The organism is Rhodococcus sp. SMB37 (assembly GCF_004345605.1).
In the GTDB taxonomy this organism is placed as follows: Bacteria; Actinomycetota; Actinomycetes; order Mycobacteriales; family Mycobacteriaceae; genus Rhodococcus.
Map to the genome: position 1 here is coordinate 60,941 of NZ_SLVY01000018.1, position 14,844 is coordinate 75,784.

At 66.4% G+C, this 14,844-nt stretch carries 17 protein-coding genes and 1 pseudogene; 12 read left to right on the forward strand and 6 right to left on the reverse strand.

What is annotated here, in order from left to right:
- Positions 1-140 precede the first annotated feature (140 nt).
- From EV641_RS23995 to EV641_RS24010, 4 genes are read left to right on the forward strand one after another with little or no spacing between them, the layout of a single operon-like run.
- The gene (locus tag EV641_RS23995) at positions 141-1,052 is read left to right on the forward strand and encodes an ATP-binding cassette domain-containing protein (protein ID WP_132475149.1); all 912 of its coding nucleotides are present in this window, start codon (positions 141-143) and stop codon (positions 1,050-1,052) included.
- Complete coding sequence (locus tag EV641_RS24000) at positions 1,052-1,795, forward strand: ABC transporter permease subunit (protein ID WP_132475150.1); 744 nt, start codon at positions 1,052-1,054, stop codon at positions 1,793-1,795. The genes EV641_RS23995 and EV641_RS24000 overlap by 1 nt, the downstream gene beginning before the upstream one ends.
- Positions 1,792-2,919, forward strand: a complete 1,128-nt coding sequence (locus EV641_RS24005; RefSeq protein WP_199233373.1) for a histidine kinase — start codon at positions 1,792-1,794, stop codon at positions 2,917-2,919. The genes EV641_RS24000 and EV641_RS24005 overlap by 4 nt, the downstream gene beginning before the upstream one ends.
- Positions 2,916-3,593, forward strand: a complete 678-nt coding sequence (locus EV641_RS24010; protein WP_132475151.1) for a response regulator transcription factor — start codon at positions 2,916-2,918, stop codon at positions 3,591-3,593. Before EV641_RS24005 ends, EV641_RS24010 begins: the two co-directional genes overlap by 4 nt.
- Before the next feature lie 21 nt (positions 3,594-3,614).
- Here EV641_RS24010 and EV641_RS24015 read toward each other — a convergent pair whose 3' ends face one another.
- Positions 3,615-4,322 (reverse strand): TetR/AcrR family transcriptional regulator C-terminal domain-containing protein, encoded by a 708-nt coding sequence (locus EV641_RS24015; protein ID WP_054717136.1) that lies wholly within the window; start codon positions 4,320-4,322, stop codon positions 3,615-3,617.
- Between the two features lie 116 nt (positions 4,323-4,438).
- Here EV641_RS24015 and EV641_RS24020 point away from each other — a divergent pair, with 116 nt between their 5' ends.
- The 4 genes and pseudogenes from EV641_RS24020 to EV641_RS24030 all read left to right on the forward strand — a co-directional run.
- Positions 4,439-4,885, forward strand: a complete 447-nt coding sequence (locus EV641_RS24020) for a hypothetical protein (RefSeq protein ID WP_054717140.1) — start codon at positions 4,439-4,441, stop codon at positions 4,883-4,885.
- A gap of 89 nt (positions 4,886-4,974) precedes the next feature.
- Positions 4,975-5,130, forward strand: coding sequence for a DUF6131 family protein (locus tag EV641_RS29555; RefSeq protein ID WP_199233374.1), 156 nt, complete (start codon positions 4,975-4,977; stop codon positions 5,128-5,130).
- 80 nt (positions 5,131-5,210) lie between these two features.
- The gene (locus tag EV641_RS24025; protein ID WP_054717143.1) at positions 5,211-6,482 is read left to right on the forward strand and encodes a fatty acid desaturase; all 1,272 of its coding nucleotides are present in this window, start codon (positions 5,211-5,213) and stop codon (positions 6,480-6,482) included.
- Positions 6,475-6,806 (forward strand): annotated as a pseudogene (locus tag EV641_RS24030) (DUF1206 domain-containing protein); the annotation flags it as partial. The gene EV641_RS24025 and the pseudogene EV641_RS24030, both read left to right, overlap by 8 nt.
- Positions 6,807-6,854: 48 nt before the next feature.
- Here the strand turns inward: EV641_RS24030 and EV641_RS29560 are convergent.
- Positions 6,855-7,322 (reverse strand): cell wall synthesis protein CwsA, encoded by a 468-nt coding sequence (locus EV641_RS29560; protein ID WP_054717127.1) that lies wholly within the window; start codon positions 7,320-7,322, stop codon positions 6,855-6,857.
- A gap of 106 nt (positions 7,323-7,428) precedes the next feature.
- Between EV641_RS29560 and EV641_RS24040 the strand changes: the two genes are divergently transcribed.
- A complete protein-coding gene (locus EV641_RS24040; RefSeq protein WP_054717129.1) occupies positions 7,429-7,956 on the forward strand; it encodes a peptidylprolyl isomerase in 528 nt (175 codons plus the stop codon).
- 42 nt (positions 7,957-7,998) lie between these two features.
- Positions 7,999-8,925 carry a rhomboid family intramembrane serine protease gene (locus tag EV641_RS24045; RefSeq protein ID WP_132475154.1) on the forward strand — a complete coding sequence of 309 codons (927 nt, stop codon included), beginning with the start codon at positions 7,999-8,001 and terminating at the stop codon, positions 8,923-8,925.
- Here the strand turns inward: EV641_RS24045 and EV641_RS24050 are convergent.
- Together EV641_RS24050 and crgA are read right to left on the reverse strand one after the other, a co-directional pair.
- Positions 8,910-9,380: a PH domain-containing protein gene (locus tag EV641_RS24050; RefSeq protein WP_054717132.1), complete on the reverse strand. Its 471-nt coding sequence runs from the start codon at positions 9,378-9,380 to the stop codon at positions 8,910-8,912. The two genes, EV641_RS24045 and EV641_RS24050, sit on opposite strands and share 16 nt — an antisense overlap.
- Before the next feature lie 85 nt (positions 9,381-9,465).
- The gene (gene crgA / locus EV641_RS24055) at positions 9,466-9,732 is read right to left on the reverse strand and encodes a cell division protein CrgA (RefSeq protein WP_054717134.1); all 267 of its coding nucleotides are present in this window, start codon (positions 9,730-9,732) and stop codon (positions 9,466-9,468) included.
- Positions 9,733-9,836: 104 nt separating this feature from the next.
- Between crgA and EV641_RS24060 the strand changes: the two genes are divergently transcribed.
- Both EV641_RS24060 and EV641_RS24065 read left to right on the forward strand, forming a co-directional pair.
- Positions 9,837-10,562, forward strand: coding sequence for a DUF881 domain-containing protein (locus EV641_RS24060; RefSeq protein WP_132475156.1), 726 nt, complete (start codon positions 9,837-9,839; stop codon positions 10,560-10,562).
- 22 nt (positions 10,563-10,584) lie between these two features.
- A complete protein-coding gene (locus tag EV641_RS24065) occupies positions 10,585-11,247 on the forward strand; it encodes an aminodeoxychorismate/anthranilate synthase component II (protein ID WP_054720346.1) in 663 nt (220 codons plus the stop codon).
- Positions 11,248-11,347: 100 nt separating this feature from the next.
- Here EV641_RS24065 and pknB read toward each other — a convergent pair whose 3' ends face one another.
- Positions 11,348-13,267: a Stk1 family PASTA domain-containing Ser/Thr kinase gene (gene pknB / locus EV641_RS24070; protein WP_132475158.1), complete on the reverse strand. Its 1,920-nt coding sequence runs from the start codon at positions 13,265-13,267 to the stop codon at positions 11,348-11,350.
- Positions 13,264-14,844: a serine/threonine-protein kinase gene (locus EV641_RS24075; protein WP_132475159.1), complete on the reverse strand. Its 1,581-nt coding sequence runs from the start codon at positions 14,842-14,844 to the stop codon at positions 13,264-13,266. Before EV641_RS24075 ends, pknB begins: the two co-directional genes overlap by 4 nt.

The window sequence follows — 14,844 nt, forward strand, 5'->3', positions numbered from 1 at the left end:
CCACTCTTCTGTGGTAGGCGTCATACACTTGAACGGATTCGATACCGACCGGTAACTCCGACGGTCCCGCACGCGGGGGACACCCGGGGTCCCCCTTCAGCGGGATGTGCAACGACCAGGCGTTTCGTAGCGTCGAATCCATGATCGATGTACAGAACCTGACGAAACGGTTCGGCGACACGACGGCGGTGGAGAACCTGTCATTCGAGGTCGGGCCAGGCCGCGTGACCGGCTTTCTGGGCCCGAACGGTGCCGGGAAGACGACCACGATGAGGATCGTGCTCGGTCTCGATTCCCCGACCTCGGGGGCGGCCACGGTCGCGGGTAGTGCCTACCGGGACCTCCACGATCCGATGTGCACGGTCGGAGCCCTGCTCACCGCCGGACACGTCCACCCCGGACGCAGCGCACGCGACCATCTGCGGATGCTCGCCGCGGTCGGAGGGATCGGCGACGCCCGCGTCGATGCCGTCCTCTCGACAGTCGGGCTCGCCGATGCCGCCTCACGGCGGACCGGTGCATTCTCGCTCGGCATGTTGCAGCGACTCGGCATCGCCGCCGCGCTGCTGGGGGACCCACCGATCCTGATTCTCGACGAACCTGTCAACGGCCTCGACACCGACGGCATCCGCTGGGTGCGGTCGCTGTTGAGGACATTCGCGGACGAGGGCCGCACGGTATTGCTGTCCTCCCACGTCATGAGCGAAATGGAACTCATTGCAGACCATCTCGTCGTCATCGGTGCCGGACGGTTACTCGCCGACGAACCTCTACTCGACTTCATCGATCGGCACAGCGGCCATTCGGTGCGGGTGGCGTCGGCCGCCGATGCGGCATTGGGTGCTCGGTTGCGTGAGCGGGGCGCTCACGTCGACGTCGACGGCGGGGGACTGCTCGTGCGCGGACTCGACGCGCGCACGATCGGTGGCGTCAGCGTGAGTGCGGAAATACCGCTCACCGAACTGATTCCGATCCGAAGGACCCTCGAGGACGTCTACACCGGACTCGTCGAAGAGCACGGCCGTCACCGTGCGAACACGGAGGTGCACTGATGTCGGCACGCAACATGATCCGATCAGAGCTCATCAAGATCCGGACGGTTCGGAACCTGCGATGGCTGCCCATCGCCGCGGCACTCCTCGTCCCGGTGATGGCGGTGTTCGTCGGACTCACCGGAAGCCTGAACGCCGACGACACGATCCTCAGCGGGGCACTCACCGGTGCGATCCTCGGAATGGCCGCGCTGGGCGTGTGGGGCGCGCTCGTGATCACGAGCGAATACTCGTCCGGCACGCTCACTCCGATCCTGGTCGCGGCGCCCGCGCGGCACACGGTCCTTGCCGCCAAGGCCGTGGTCGTTGCGATGGTCGCGTTCGTGGCTGCGCTGCTCTCGTGCACGGTCGCTCTCGGTCTCGGTCTGCTCACCTTGGACACGAACGTCTTCGCTCTCGGGCAACCCATGCCGGCCTTGCTCGGCATCGCCGTGGCGTTCGCGGCCGTCGCGGTGCTCGGAACGGTGTGCGGCACGGCGGTTCGTTCCTCGGCCGGCGCGGTGGTGGTGGTCGTCGGGATCCTGATCCTGCCGGAACTGTTCGGGCCCCTTCTCGGCGGTCTGCAGCCCTGGGTGACGGGTGCGGCACCGTCCGCCGTATTGATCAAGCTGTCGCAGAGTGCCGACGCGGCACCGGAACTGATGGGATCGTTGGGAGGGTGGCCGTCCCTGCTGATCCTGCTCGGATACACGGCCGTGGCGTGCGTGGTCGCGGCGGTGCTGTTCGACACGCGCGACACGTGATCGTTCGCTCACGCTGGATGATCGTGGTGGTTCCGGGCGCCGCGACCTTCCTGTTCGTCGTGGTCCTCCACACCCTCACCTCGGATACGACGATGCCGGACCGCTCCGCGGCCATCTTCGCCCTCCTGCAGGCGGCGGCGCTGGTGTCGACCGCATTCCGTCCGTGGGCAGGGTGGGGTCTGTCGTTCGCCGCGACCCTCGGCGCGACGGTCGTCGTCGGTGACGGGTTGTGGGTCGACGCGATGATCAACAGTCACTTCGTGGTCCTCGCTGCCGCTGGGCTGCGGATCCGTCCACGATCGGCCGTCGCAATGTGGTGTGCACTCGCTGTCGCGACCGTTGTACTCGCGGTGATCGGCGGCGCTGCAGGAGAAGCGGTGGAGACGCTGGTCCTCGCAGCCGTCGTTCTCATCGCCGCAGGTGCGATCCGTGCCGCGGTGCATGCGCGCCGCACACTCGCCGTCGAACGCGATGCAGCCGAACACGATCGAGAGCGCGCTGCGGTGTTGTCGGAACGCGCACGGATCGCGCGGGAGTTGCACGATGTGGTGGCCCACCACATGTCGGTCGTCGCAATCCAGGCGCAGGCCGCCCGATACCGGGTTACCGATCCACCACCCGAGCTGACCGACGGGCTCGACGCAATCCACTCGAGCGCAACCGAGGCGTTGACGGAGATGCGCCGGATCCTGGGTGTGCTGCGGTCGGGGGCCGACGAGATGACACCGTCGCCGCGCCTCGCGGATCTGCCGCGGCTGCTCGACGGGGTCCGTGACGGCGGGGTCGACGTGCGCGACCGGGTCGACGGTGACGTCCGGGAACTCCCGGCCGGCGTCGAACTCTCTGCCTACCGGATCGTGCAGGAGGCGGTGAGCAACGCCGTTCGACACGCGCCGGGCGCACCGATCGATGTGCATCTCGCCTACGGATCCGACGGCCTGCGCCTCCGAATCCGCAACGGGCCCGCCCGCGAACCGGTTCGGGACCTTGCGGGGGCCGGGCAGGGGATGATCGGGATGCGCGAGCGGGTCGCTGCACTCGGCGGCCGGCTCGAGACCGGTCCCGAACCGGAAGGCGGGTTCGTCGTCGAGACCGTCCTGCCCGTTGCGGAAGGAGTGCGATGACTCGCAACACGACGACTACGGTGCGCGTCGTCATCGCCGACGACCAGCGCATGGTCCGGGAAGGGCTGTCCGTCGTGCTCGGCGCGCAAGCCGGGATCGTGGTCGTCGGTGAGGCCGCGAACGGGGTCGAGGCCGCGGCCACGGTGGCGGCACTCGAGCCGGATGTCGTGCTGATGGATATCCGGATGCCGGAGATGGACGGCCTCGCCGCGACCCGTCGCGTGTGCGCCGACGTCCCCACCACGAAAGTCCTCATGCTGACCACATACGACCTGGACGAATACGTGTATCAGGCGTTGCAGGCGGGAGCGAGCGGATTCCTGCTCAAAGACGCGTCCGCCGCGACACTCGCCGACGCGGTGCGCATCGTTGCAGCGGGCGACGCACTTCTCGCGCCGAGCGTCACCCGGCGCCTACTGGGCGAGTTCGCCCGACTACCCCGCGACACACAGCGCGTGCCCACCTCGCCGGAACTGACGCCGCGCGAGAACGAGGTGCTCGTGTTGCTGGCGCGTGGCCTGTCGAACGCCGAGATCGCCGCGGGGTTGTTCATCGGTGAGCAGACGGTCAAGACCCACGTGGGCCGCATCTTCGACAAGCTGGCACTGCGTGACCGAACGCAAGCGGTGATCTACGCGTACGAGAACGGAATCGTCGCGCCCGGGGACCGGTGATCAAGGGGGCTTCGCAGCGCTTCAGGGGCGAGGGGGCGCGAGGGTCGCGGTCAGTCCGGCGAACAGGATGTCGAGCCCCCGCTCGAGTTCTGCCGCACCGTCGTACGAGGCAAGAACCGGTGCGAGACCGCGCAACAGGGGGAAGTCGCCGATCGGAAGTCGGTGCAGTCCCAGGCGCAGCACGTCGTCGGATTCTTCGGGTCGCTCGACCAGTTCTTGCAGTTCGTCGAGGACGTGGCCATGCAGGAACCCGAACAGTGCTCGATAGACGTGCAGGGCGTCCGACGAGCCGAAACCCGCACGGGTGAGCAGCCTCAGAATGTCCTCGAGCGGACGTAGTGTGCCCAGTGGACGCAGTCCGAGCGGCGTCGCCAAGGGCCGGGTGACCAACAGCGGAACCACGTGCGGATGGTCGAGCGCCAGCCGGCGGAAGTCGCGCGCGACCTCGCGGAGCTGTGCCACCCAGTCGCCGTCCGTCGAGCCGACAGTGAGCTGATCGAGGACGATTTCGGCGACTCCGTCCAGGACGGCGGCCTTGCTCGGTGCGTGCCGGTACAACGTCATCGGATCGCGACCCAGGACCTTTCCGAGACGTCGCATCGAGAACCCGTTGATTCCGTCGTGATCGATGATTTCGAGTGCGCGCGAAAGAATCAGCTCTCTGGTGACCGGTCCGTTGTCAGGAGGGCTGTCGGGGTCGGCCGTGCGACGCGCGGGTGTCCTCGCCATGACACGCTCTCCCTTCGCTCCCTTCTCCACTGTAGACCCCAACCGTAGGTCTACACCGTTGACATACGGTGGCATTCGGCGTTGACTGGTGTCACTACCAGGCCTTGGAGGCCGGCATGATCATCATCTTCGGACTCATTCTTCTGCTGGCTGCCGTCGTCATCGGAACCACGGGTGTACTGAGCAACAGCGGAGTCGCACACACATTGACCGACGATTTCGCGGTGTTCGGTTACCACGTCACCGGCTCCACCGGTGCGTTGTTCCTCTACGGCATCGTCGTCGGCGCTGTCGGTCTGCTCGGCTTGAGCGTGCTGCTGGCCGGCGCACGACGCACCTCCCGGCGCGGCCGCGCGGCCCGCCACGATCTGAAGGAAGCACGCCATGAAACCGATGTGGTGAGCCGAGACCGCGATCATCTCGCCGCCCAGCGTGAGAGCGGGAGCGACGATCCCGACCGGGGCGAAACCACACCGCAGAGCGTCGCACGCAGCCAGGCGGTCACGACACGACGCGACTGGAGACATCCGTTCGGCCACCGCACCGGTGGCGTCACCTCCTGACCGGCGGCCCCGGAACCGAGTGTTCGGCCGGGTCTGTCACCAAACAGACTGCATTCCAACGTAATATGATATGAAACTAGGTCTTCGTCATGATCATTCTCGGTATCATCCTCGCCATCGTCGGCGTCGTCATCAGTGTCCCCATCCTGCTGTACCTCGGTATCGCGCTCATCGTGATCGGTGTGGCGCTTGCGCTCATGGGAATGGCCGGTCACGCGGTGGCGGGCCGCAATCACTACTACTGATTACTACATCGGCCGAACCGGACGCCCCGAACCACGCTCGCCTTGCGGGGAACCGGATGTCCGAACCGGAAGCGATCGTCATGGCTATCACCGACATCGAGGAATACGCCCACCTCACGCGGGAGGATGTCGAGGCACTCAGCGACGAACTGGACCGCATCCGCCGCGAGGTCACTGCCTCGTTCGGAAAAACAGACAGTACCTATATTCGTCGCACCATTGCCTTTCAGAGAATTCTGGACATCTCGGCACGGTTCGTGATCATCGGCAGCAGGTCCACGGCCGCATGGGCCCTCGGGACGACCGCCCTTGCGGTGGCCAAGAGCGTGGAGAACATGGAGATCGGGCACAACGTGTCCCACGGCCAGTGGGACTGGATGAACGACCCGGAAATCCACTCGAGCAGCTGGGAGTGGGATCAGGTGGGGCCGTCCCCCCAATGGAGGTACGCGCACAATTACCGCCACCACAAGTACACCAATGTGGTCGGTATGGACGAGGACGTCGGGTTCGGAGTCATGCGAGTGACCCGTGACCAGGAATGGCGACCGATCCACCTGATCCAACCGCTGCAGAATCTCCTGCTCGCCGCAACTTTCGAGTGGGGGATCGCTCTACACGACCTGCAACCGCCGGAGCCGGCGGACCGAGACCGGCGAGGCTTGCGGCCGCCGGTCCGGGCGCTGCTCGGCAAGATCGGTCGTCAGGCAGGCAAGGACTATCTGCTCTTCCCTGCGCTGAGCGGACGCCGATGGCGTCGAACCCTGAAGGCGAATCTCCTCGCCAATCTGCTGCGAAACGTGTGGGCATACATGGTGATCTTCTGCGGTCACTTCCCCGACGGAGCCGAGAAGTTCACCCTCGAAGAACTCGAGAACGAGACCCGAGCGGAATGGTATCTGCGGCAGATGCTCGGGACTGCGAACTTTCGGGCCGGGAAGGTGATGGCCTTCCTGTCCGGTAACCTCTGCTATCAGATCGAGCACCACCTGTTTCCCGATCTGCCCAGCAATCGGTATGCAGAGATATCCACTCGCGTGCGGGAACTGTGCGTGAAGTACGAGCTGCCGTACACCACCGGTTCGCTTGCGCACCAGTATTTCTTGTCGATGCGGACCATCCACAAGCTCGCGCTGCCCGATCGTTTCCTGCTAGCGACCTCCGACGACGCGCCCGAGACCTCCTCGGAGAGAAAGTTCCGCACGTCCGCCGCCGTACAGCTCACTGCGGCGAACCCCGACCGGACGATCGGCCTCGTCACCGCGCTACAGGCCCTGCGCACTTCCCGGCGCACCCGCCGGTGGAACCTTCTACCACCGTGCACACCGGAAGGGGTCGTGCATCATGGCTGACATCTCGTCCAGGACGCCCATCGACGGAACGGCGTCGTATGCCAACTCTTCTTCCACCGCAGGCCGACTCGCTCAGAACAGTGTGTTCGAACGCTTCGCACGCGCCGGCTTCGTCATGAGTGGCATCGTCCATCTGCTGATCGGGTACATCGCCATTCGGCTCGCCCTCGGTGGCGCTTCCGGTACCGCCGACCAATCCGGGGCCATGACCGAAGTTGCCGCCGAACCGGGCGGGTCGTGGCCTTGTGGTTCGGGGTCGTCGCCTTTGCCATCGTGGGGCTCTGGCGGCTCGCCGAAGCTGCTCTGGGCAGTTCCTCACGGCCTTCGCCATGGCCCGATCCGCCAAGATGTGACCGGTGCGACCCTCGTGGATCAGTTGCCGGTGGGCTCGTTGTCGGCGACGACCGGCTGCAACCGCGGCGGCTCCGGGGCCACGGGAGGGAAAGACGGGCGACGACTGCGGTAGAAGACGACGCCGCCGAGGACGACGGCGCCGAGAATACCGGTGATGAGCAGTGCCTTCCGTCCGCCACGCGACTTCGGATCGGCCTTCTTCACGGTGCCCTTGTCGGCCAGTGCCTTCTCCGTGGCCGCCTTGATCAGCGGAGATGCCTCTTCCCGTGCGCGACGTGCGCGAGCAGCGAGTTCCTTGGATGCCTCGACACCCTTGCGGGCGACGACGAGGCCGGCTGCTGCCGACCCCTGAGCCAACGCCACGGCACCGTCGCCGGCGACCCGCAGTGCGCCTCCGAGATTGGTGGTGTCGTCTATCGGACGTACGAGGTCGCGGACAGACTCGGGGAGGGCACTACCGGAAAGGGACTCGCTCACACTCGTCATGGCTCCACATTGCCACACCGGTTCATCCTTCCGGCAGAAGCTCGTCAGGCGTATCACAGTCGGAGGAGTGCCGCGGCTGACGACACAGGGATGGCAACATGGGGGTGTGACTTCACCCAACCAGACAGCAACCGCCACTCTTCACACCAACCGTGGAGACATCGTCATCTCCCTGTTCGGTAACCATGCGCCGAAGACGGTCGAGAACTTCGTCGGCCTGGCCGACGGCTCGAAGGAGTACAAGACTCAGAACGCGAAGGGCGAGGCCACCGGCCCGTTCTACGACGGTGCGATCTTCCACCGGATCATCGACGGCTTCATGATCCAGGGCGGCGACCCGACCGGCACCGGTCGCGGCGGCCCGGGCTACCAGTTCGGCGACGAGTTCCATCCGGAGCTGCAGTTCGACCGTCCGTACCTCCTCGCCATGGCCAATGCGGGGCCGGGCACCAACGGCTCGCAGTTCTTCATCACGCTCGGCCCGACCCCGCACCTGAATCGTCGCCACACCATCTTCGGTGAGGTCGTCGATGCGGAGTCCAAGAAGGTCGTCGATGCCATCGGCTCCGCCGCGACCGATCGCGGCGACCGCCCGACCGACGACGTCGTGATCAACAGCATCACCATCGCCTGAGTCGGAAACCCTGAGTCAGAATCACAGTCTGAGAGAGAAACCATGACGAACCCCGGCTGGGGCCCGGCGGCCGAGGGGGGCGGCCCCGCGTCCCAGCCGCGGTGCGTCCGTCACCCCGACCGCACTACACTGCTCGCGTGCACGCGGTGTGGACGACCGTTCTGCCCCGAGTGTCTGCGCCCCGCATCGGTAGGGCATCAGTGCGTCGACTGTGTCGCCACTGCACAGCGTTCCACCCCGCAGGCCCGGACGGTTGCCGGTGCGCCGGTGCGAACCGACCGCCCGACTCCTCTGGTCACGTACATCCTCATCGCGCTCAACGTCGTGATCTTCGGGATCACCGCCGCGCAGTCCGGCAGCGTGATGAACAACGAGCAGGCGTCGCGCCTGTTCTTCGATTGGGCGCTGTGGCCGCCCATGATCGCTGCCAACGGTGACTACATCCGTGTTGTCGGCAGCGGGTTCCTGCACTACGGCCTGATGCATCTCGCCGTCAACATGTTCGCGTTGTGGATCATCGGCCGCGACACCGAACTGGTGCTGGGCCGTGCCCGCTATCTCGCGGTGTATGCGGTATCGATCGTTGGTGGTTCCGCGGCGGTGATGTTCCTGCAGCCCGATGCAGTCACTGTCGGAGCGTCGGGTGCCGTGTTCGGTCTGCTCGGCGCCCAGGCCATCATCCTGCTGCGGTTGCGTCGTAGCCCCGCGCCGGTCCTCGCCGTGGTCGCGCTCAATATCTTCATCAGCATCACGATCCCCGGCATCTCCCTGTGGGGACACCTCGGCGGCCTGGTCGCGGGCGCCGCGTCGACGGCTGCCCTGCTCTACGCGCCGCAGTACCTCGGCGCCGGCACCGACCGGAACAAGATCGTCCGCACGGGATGGATCGCGCTCGCCGCGGTGGCGGTGGTGTCGCTCGTGCTGGTGTTGCTCGCCGTGCTGCGTCTACGCTCTCAGTTGGGAGTGTGATCGGGCGCCAGACCATGCACCGCAAGTGCGTCGTACACGTCGCGCGGGTCGGTGCCCAGATCCCAGCGTCCGAAGATCATCAGCCGTTCGTCGCCGGTACCGGGTTCGAGCGTGTCGATTTCGAGCATCGGCACCCGCCGCCCGAGCCGGGGGTATTCGACGATGCGCACGCGGTGCAACTGCGAGCGTGGGAATTCGCGACGACCGGTCAGTCGGGTGGTCGCGATTCCCGATGCCGGTCCGTCGGCGTCACCGAGAACCTGGAGCCGGGGACGCTGACGGACCGCCGAGAGCGCCATCGAAAGAACGAGTAGCGCAGCGAATCCGATCAGAAGCCGACCCACCGCATCGGGAACTGCGAACACCGCGGCCACCGCGAGGACGACTCCACCGCCCGCGAGAGCCGCGACGGCGACGGGCGGCGTCGACCATTCGAGTGGGGATCGAGCGGTCATGCCGCTACTTCCGCAGAGTTGTGCACAGGGTTCTCCACAGGTGGGGATGAATCACATGAGTGTAATCCGGCGGCGTCGGTGGTCGTCAACGCCACTTCATCGTCATGATCAGACCCGCCACCATGAAGCCGAACCCGATGAGGAAGTTGTATGCACCCAGGCTGTTCATGAAGGGAATGTGCTCTGCGGCGAGGTAGTACACGATCAGCCACAGCAGTCCGATGATCATGAGGCCGAGCATCACCGAGACGTAGATGCTGCTCGACGGTGCAGCCTTCACCTTCACCGGTGTCCGGCTGACCGACCTTCCGACCGCGTCGTCCTTCTTCTTCCTGACCTTCGACTTGGGCATGGTGTCCTCGCTGGTACGACTCCGCCTCCTGCAGGCCGGCAGAGTAGGTTGGGCATCTACCTGTGCTGTACACGCTAACGCAGTAGCCGAAATGGAGGTTCGACGTGTCGAACGGTCGGCTCTCCCCTCTGGCCTGGGGATCCGCGACACTCGTCGTGTGCCTGGTCGCGGGGCTGCTGCTGGGTACCACCCGCGGTGTGTCCGACGGTACCGAACTGCGCGCGAGTGACTCGCCGCGCCTGTCCGACCTCGTGCGCGTGGCGCAGTCCGAGTCGGACGATCTCGCCGCGACCCGCGACGCGCTGACCATGCAGGTGGCGCAGCTCCAGAGCGGTGCGGCCACCAACGACGACGAGGTCGCCGCCGTGCTCGACCAGCTCACCGCACTCGAGGATCCGGCAGGCCTGACCGAACGACAGGGCGCCGGTGTCACCGTTACGTTGACCGATGCACCGCGCGATGACGACGGCCGCTATCCGACAGACGCCTCGCCCGACGACCTCGTCGTGCACCAGCAGGATGTGCAGAGCGTACTCAACGCGATGTGGGCGGGCGGCGCCGAAGCCATCTCGATGCAGGATCAGCGGATCGTCGCGACGTCGGCGCCCCGTTGCATCGGAAACACCCTCCTCCTGCACGGACGTACCTATTCACCGCCATACGTCATCACGGCACTGGGAGATCCCGCGAAGATCGCGGAGTCGCTCGACGCCGAACCCGGAGTACGCGTCTACAAGCAGTACTCCACGCGCTACGGCCTGGGTTTCCTGCAGCAGGCCGGTTCCGATCTCACCGTCCCCGCCTACACCGGCGGAGCCGCAGCACGATAGCTCGGTGAGTACTCTTCTCACCATGCGCATTCTCGTCGTCGACAACTACGACAGCTTCGTGTTCAACCTCGTGCAGTACCTCGGTCAGCTCGGGACACGCGTGGAAGTGTGGCGCAACGACGACGAGAGGCTCACCGCGCCCGGCGCACTCGAGCAGGTCGTCGATGAGTTCGACGGCATCCTGCTCAGCCCCGGCCCCGGCACCCCCGAACGCGCCGGTGTCAGCATCGACCTCGTCAAGGCCTGCGCCGCCGCACGTACACCGCTGCTCGGCGTGTGCCTCGGCCACCAGTCGATCGGTGTCGCATTCGGCGGAACCGTCGATCGTGCGCCGGAACTCCTGCACGGCAAGACCAGCCTCGTGCACCACGACGGCACCGGCGTCCTGGCCGGTCTGCCCCGCCCGTTCACCGCAACCCGTTACCACTCGCTGACCGTGTTCCCGGAAACGATGCCCGACGAACTCGTCGTCACCGGGCAGACCGACAGCGGTGTGATCATGGCGCTGCGGCACGCGGAACTGCCCATCCACGGTGTGCAGTTCCATCCCGAATCGGTGCTCACCCAGGGTGGTCATCGCATGCTGGCGAACTGGCTCGCGGTGTGCGGTCGGGCGCCGGAGGAATCGCTGGTCGCGCAGCTCGAAGGCGAAATGGCCCGGGCGCTCGACGGCGGTGCCGCCTGACGCCCGGGCCACTACAGGGGCGCCTGACCACGCCGCTCACGCACCGCGGCGGCCCCTCCGATGGAGTAAGGCCGCCGCGGCAGTGACTTCGAGCGCTGTGTCAGCGGATACCGAGTACTCCCACGCCGACACTTACGGTGTCGGTCTTGGAGATCTCCGAACCGGGAGGCTGCTGCTGGGTGATGATCGTGCCCACGAGACCGGCGTCGAGAGTGGCCTCACGTGTCTGCACGAGCTGCGCGGCCGAGCCGGTCCAGCCGGCCGCACGGAGCGCCGACAAAGCCTGTGACACAGAGCGGTTGGTCAGCACGGGCATCTCGATCCGGTCGCCGTTGGAAACCTGGATCGTGACGGTGCCTCCCCGATCGGTCGTGGCGCCGCCGGAAGGACTGGTCGACACCACGGTGCCGGCCTCCTCGCCCGACTCGACCTGCTCGACGACGACCTCGAATCCGGCGCCCTCGATGTTCCCGCGCGCGACCTCTTCTGCCTGGCCCACGACGTTCGGGACACGGACCTGCTCGGGTCCGGAGCCGAGCGTGATGGTCACCGTGGACGCACGATCGATGTTTGCGCCGGCCGACGGGTTCTGCTCGACGACGGTGTCGATCTCGTCCTCGTCGGACGGTGCTCGCAGCACGTTCGGGTCGAGACGCAGGCCGACCGAGTCGAGTTGCTGGGCGGCCCTCTCCTGCGAGAGTCCGTCGAGCCGCGGGATCTGCACCTGTTCGGGTCCACTCGAGACCTCGATGGTGACCGTCGATCCCTCGTCGGCCTGGCTACCCGGCACAGGTCGGGTGTTGACCACGTTGCCCTCGGCCACCACCGAGTCGGGCTTCTCCTGCAGGGCCACCCGGAAGCCGCTGTCCTGGAGCTGACTCTCGGCCTCGCTCGCCGCGAGATTGCGGACGTCCGGGATCGCGACCTGTGCCGTGGTGGACCCCGGGCCCAACGACCACAGGAACACACCGACGATGCCCACGACGATCACGGCCGCGACACCGAGCAGGATCTTGCGGAGCGCCGAACCGCCGTCGCCTCCGGAGTCGTCGCCGGTGGCGACGCCCCCCGCGGCGCCGGCTGCGGCAGCGGGACGGTAGTGCCGGCCGGTGTTCTGCTCGACCGAGTCGATCAAAGTGGTGCGGTCTTCATCGGTCATGACCATCGGTGCGCTGGGACGCTGGCCACTGAGCACCCGGATAAGGTCGCTGCGCATCTCTGCCGCGGACTGGTAGCGATTGGCGGGGTTCTTCGCCATCGCCTTGAGGATCACCGAATCCAGCTCGGGGGGTACCTGCCTGTTCACCGACGACGGCAGCGGCGGATCCTCACGAACATGCTGGTAGGCGACCGCGACCGGAGAATCGCCTTTGAACGGGGGCTCTCCGGTCATGATCTCGAACAGCACGCAGCCCACCGAGTAGACGTCGGAGCGCGCATCGACCTGCTCGCCCCGCGCCTGCTCGGGCGACAAGTACTGAGCAGTGCCGATCACGGCAGCGGTCTGCGTCATCGGGCTCGACGCGTCGGAGATCGCGCGGGCGATGCCGAAGTCCATGACCTTGACCGCGCCGGCCTTGTTGATCATGACGTTGGCGGGTTTGACGTCGCGGTGCACGATCCCGTTGCGGTGACTGAAGTCGAGCGCCGCGCACACGTCGGCGATCACCTCCATCGCCCGCTTCGGCGCCATCGGTCCCTCGCTGCGCACGATGTCGCGCAACGTGTCGCCCTCGACGAACTCCATGACGATGTATGGGATCGGGCCGGCTTCTGTTTCGGCTTCACCTGTGTCGTACACGGCAACGATCGCCGGATGGTTCAGTGCTGCCGCGTTCTGGGCCTCGCGGCGGAACCGCAGGTAGAACGTAGGGTCGCGCGCGAGGTCGGCGCGCAGAACCTTGATCGCCACGTCACGGCCGAGCCGTAGATCCCGTGCCAGATGCACCTCGGACATGCCACCGAAGCCGAGAATCTCACCCAGCTCATAGCGTGAGGAGAGCTTGCGCGGTGTGGTCATGACGTTCCTTGTGTGTCCGGCGGTCCGTTGTTCGTACCGTTGCTGGCTGCGGGTTGGTCGCCTCCCGTACCGCCGTCGCCGGTTCCCTCACCCGAAGCGTCGCCCGGAGGCTCCTCTCCTTCTTCGACGGGTTGCGTCGTGGTGGCGGTCGTGGTTGTCGGTGTCGCGGTGGTTGTGGTGGGCGCAGGTGTCGTGGTGGTCGGAACCTCCACGGTGGTGGTCGGTTCGACCGTGGTCGGAACCTCGACCGTGGTGGTCGGTTCGAATGTGGGCGGCTCTGTCGGGACAGGTAGCGGAGCGGTCCATTCCGACGTCGTGGTCTGCGGGGGACGTGTCGTGGTGGGTTGCTGCGTCGTCGTGGTGATCTGTGTGGTCGGCGACGGTCCGGTGTCGGGTTCGTCCTCACCGTTGGTGAGCAGAACGACGCCCAGAGTGACGAGTGCAAGCACGATCGCCACACCCGCAGCCCATGCGAGCGCGGTGGGGCTCGGTCCCTTCCGGTCGTCGTCACCTCCACCTTGCGCCGCAGCCGCACCGCCGTAGGGCGGGCCGGTCGTCGGTGGTTGCGAAGATCCGGTGTACGGCGCCTGTGTGTAGGCGGTGGGTGCGTACTGCTGCGTCTGTTGGGACTGCGTCTGCTGCGACGACTGCATCGGCACCGTCGTCGTCGCCCCAGGGACACCCGGAGGAAGCACCCGGTTCGCACTCGTCACCGGCGGCACGTTCCCCGGGGGCGGCGCGGGCCGGCCCGACCGCACGGCCGACACGGCATCGGCGAACTCGCCACCGCTCGAGTACCGGTACTTCGGATCTTTCGTCATCGCGATGTCGATGAGGTCGTGGACCTCGTGCGGGAGTTCGGCGGGCAGCGGCGCAGGAGTTTCCTGCACATGCTTCATCGCGACCGTCACGACGCTCTCCCCGAGGAATGGGCGCCGACCGGACAACACCTCGTAGCCGACGGCACCGAGCGAATACACATCGCTCGCCGACGTCGCCTCCTGGCCGAGGGCCTGCTCCGGCGCGATGTACTGCGCGGTCCCCATGACCATCCCGGTGCGCGTGACAGGCGACGCGTCGACGGCCTTCGCGATACCGAAGTCGGTGATCTTCACCTGACCGGTCGGGGTGATCATGATGTTGCCGGGTTTGACGTCGCGATGCACGACACCCGCATTGTGCGCGGCCTGAAGAGCCCGGCCGGTCTGTTCGAGCATGTCGAGGGCCTGCGGCAACGACAAACGGCCGACACGCGAGAGGACTGCGTTGAGCGGCTCGCCGTGTACCAGTTCCATCACCAGGTAGGCGACGGACTGCCCCTCCTCGTCCGTCGTCTCGCCGTAGTCGAACACACCGGCGATACCCGGGTGGTTGAGTTGCGCCGTGGTGCGCGCCTCGAACCGGAATCGGGTCAGGAAGTCCTGGTCGTGGGACAACTCTGCCTTGAGGACCTTCACTGCGACACGACGGTCGAGCCGTGTGTCCAGGCCCTCCCAGACCTGTCCCATGCCGCCCGTGGCGATGAGTCGCGTGAGGTGATATCGGTCGGCGACCATGGCGCCGCTGTACAAAGCCAT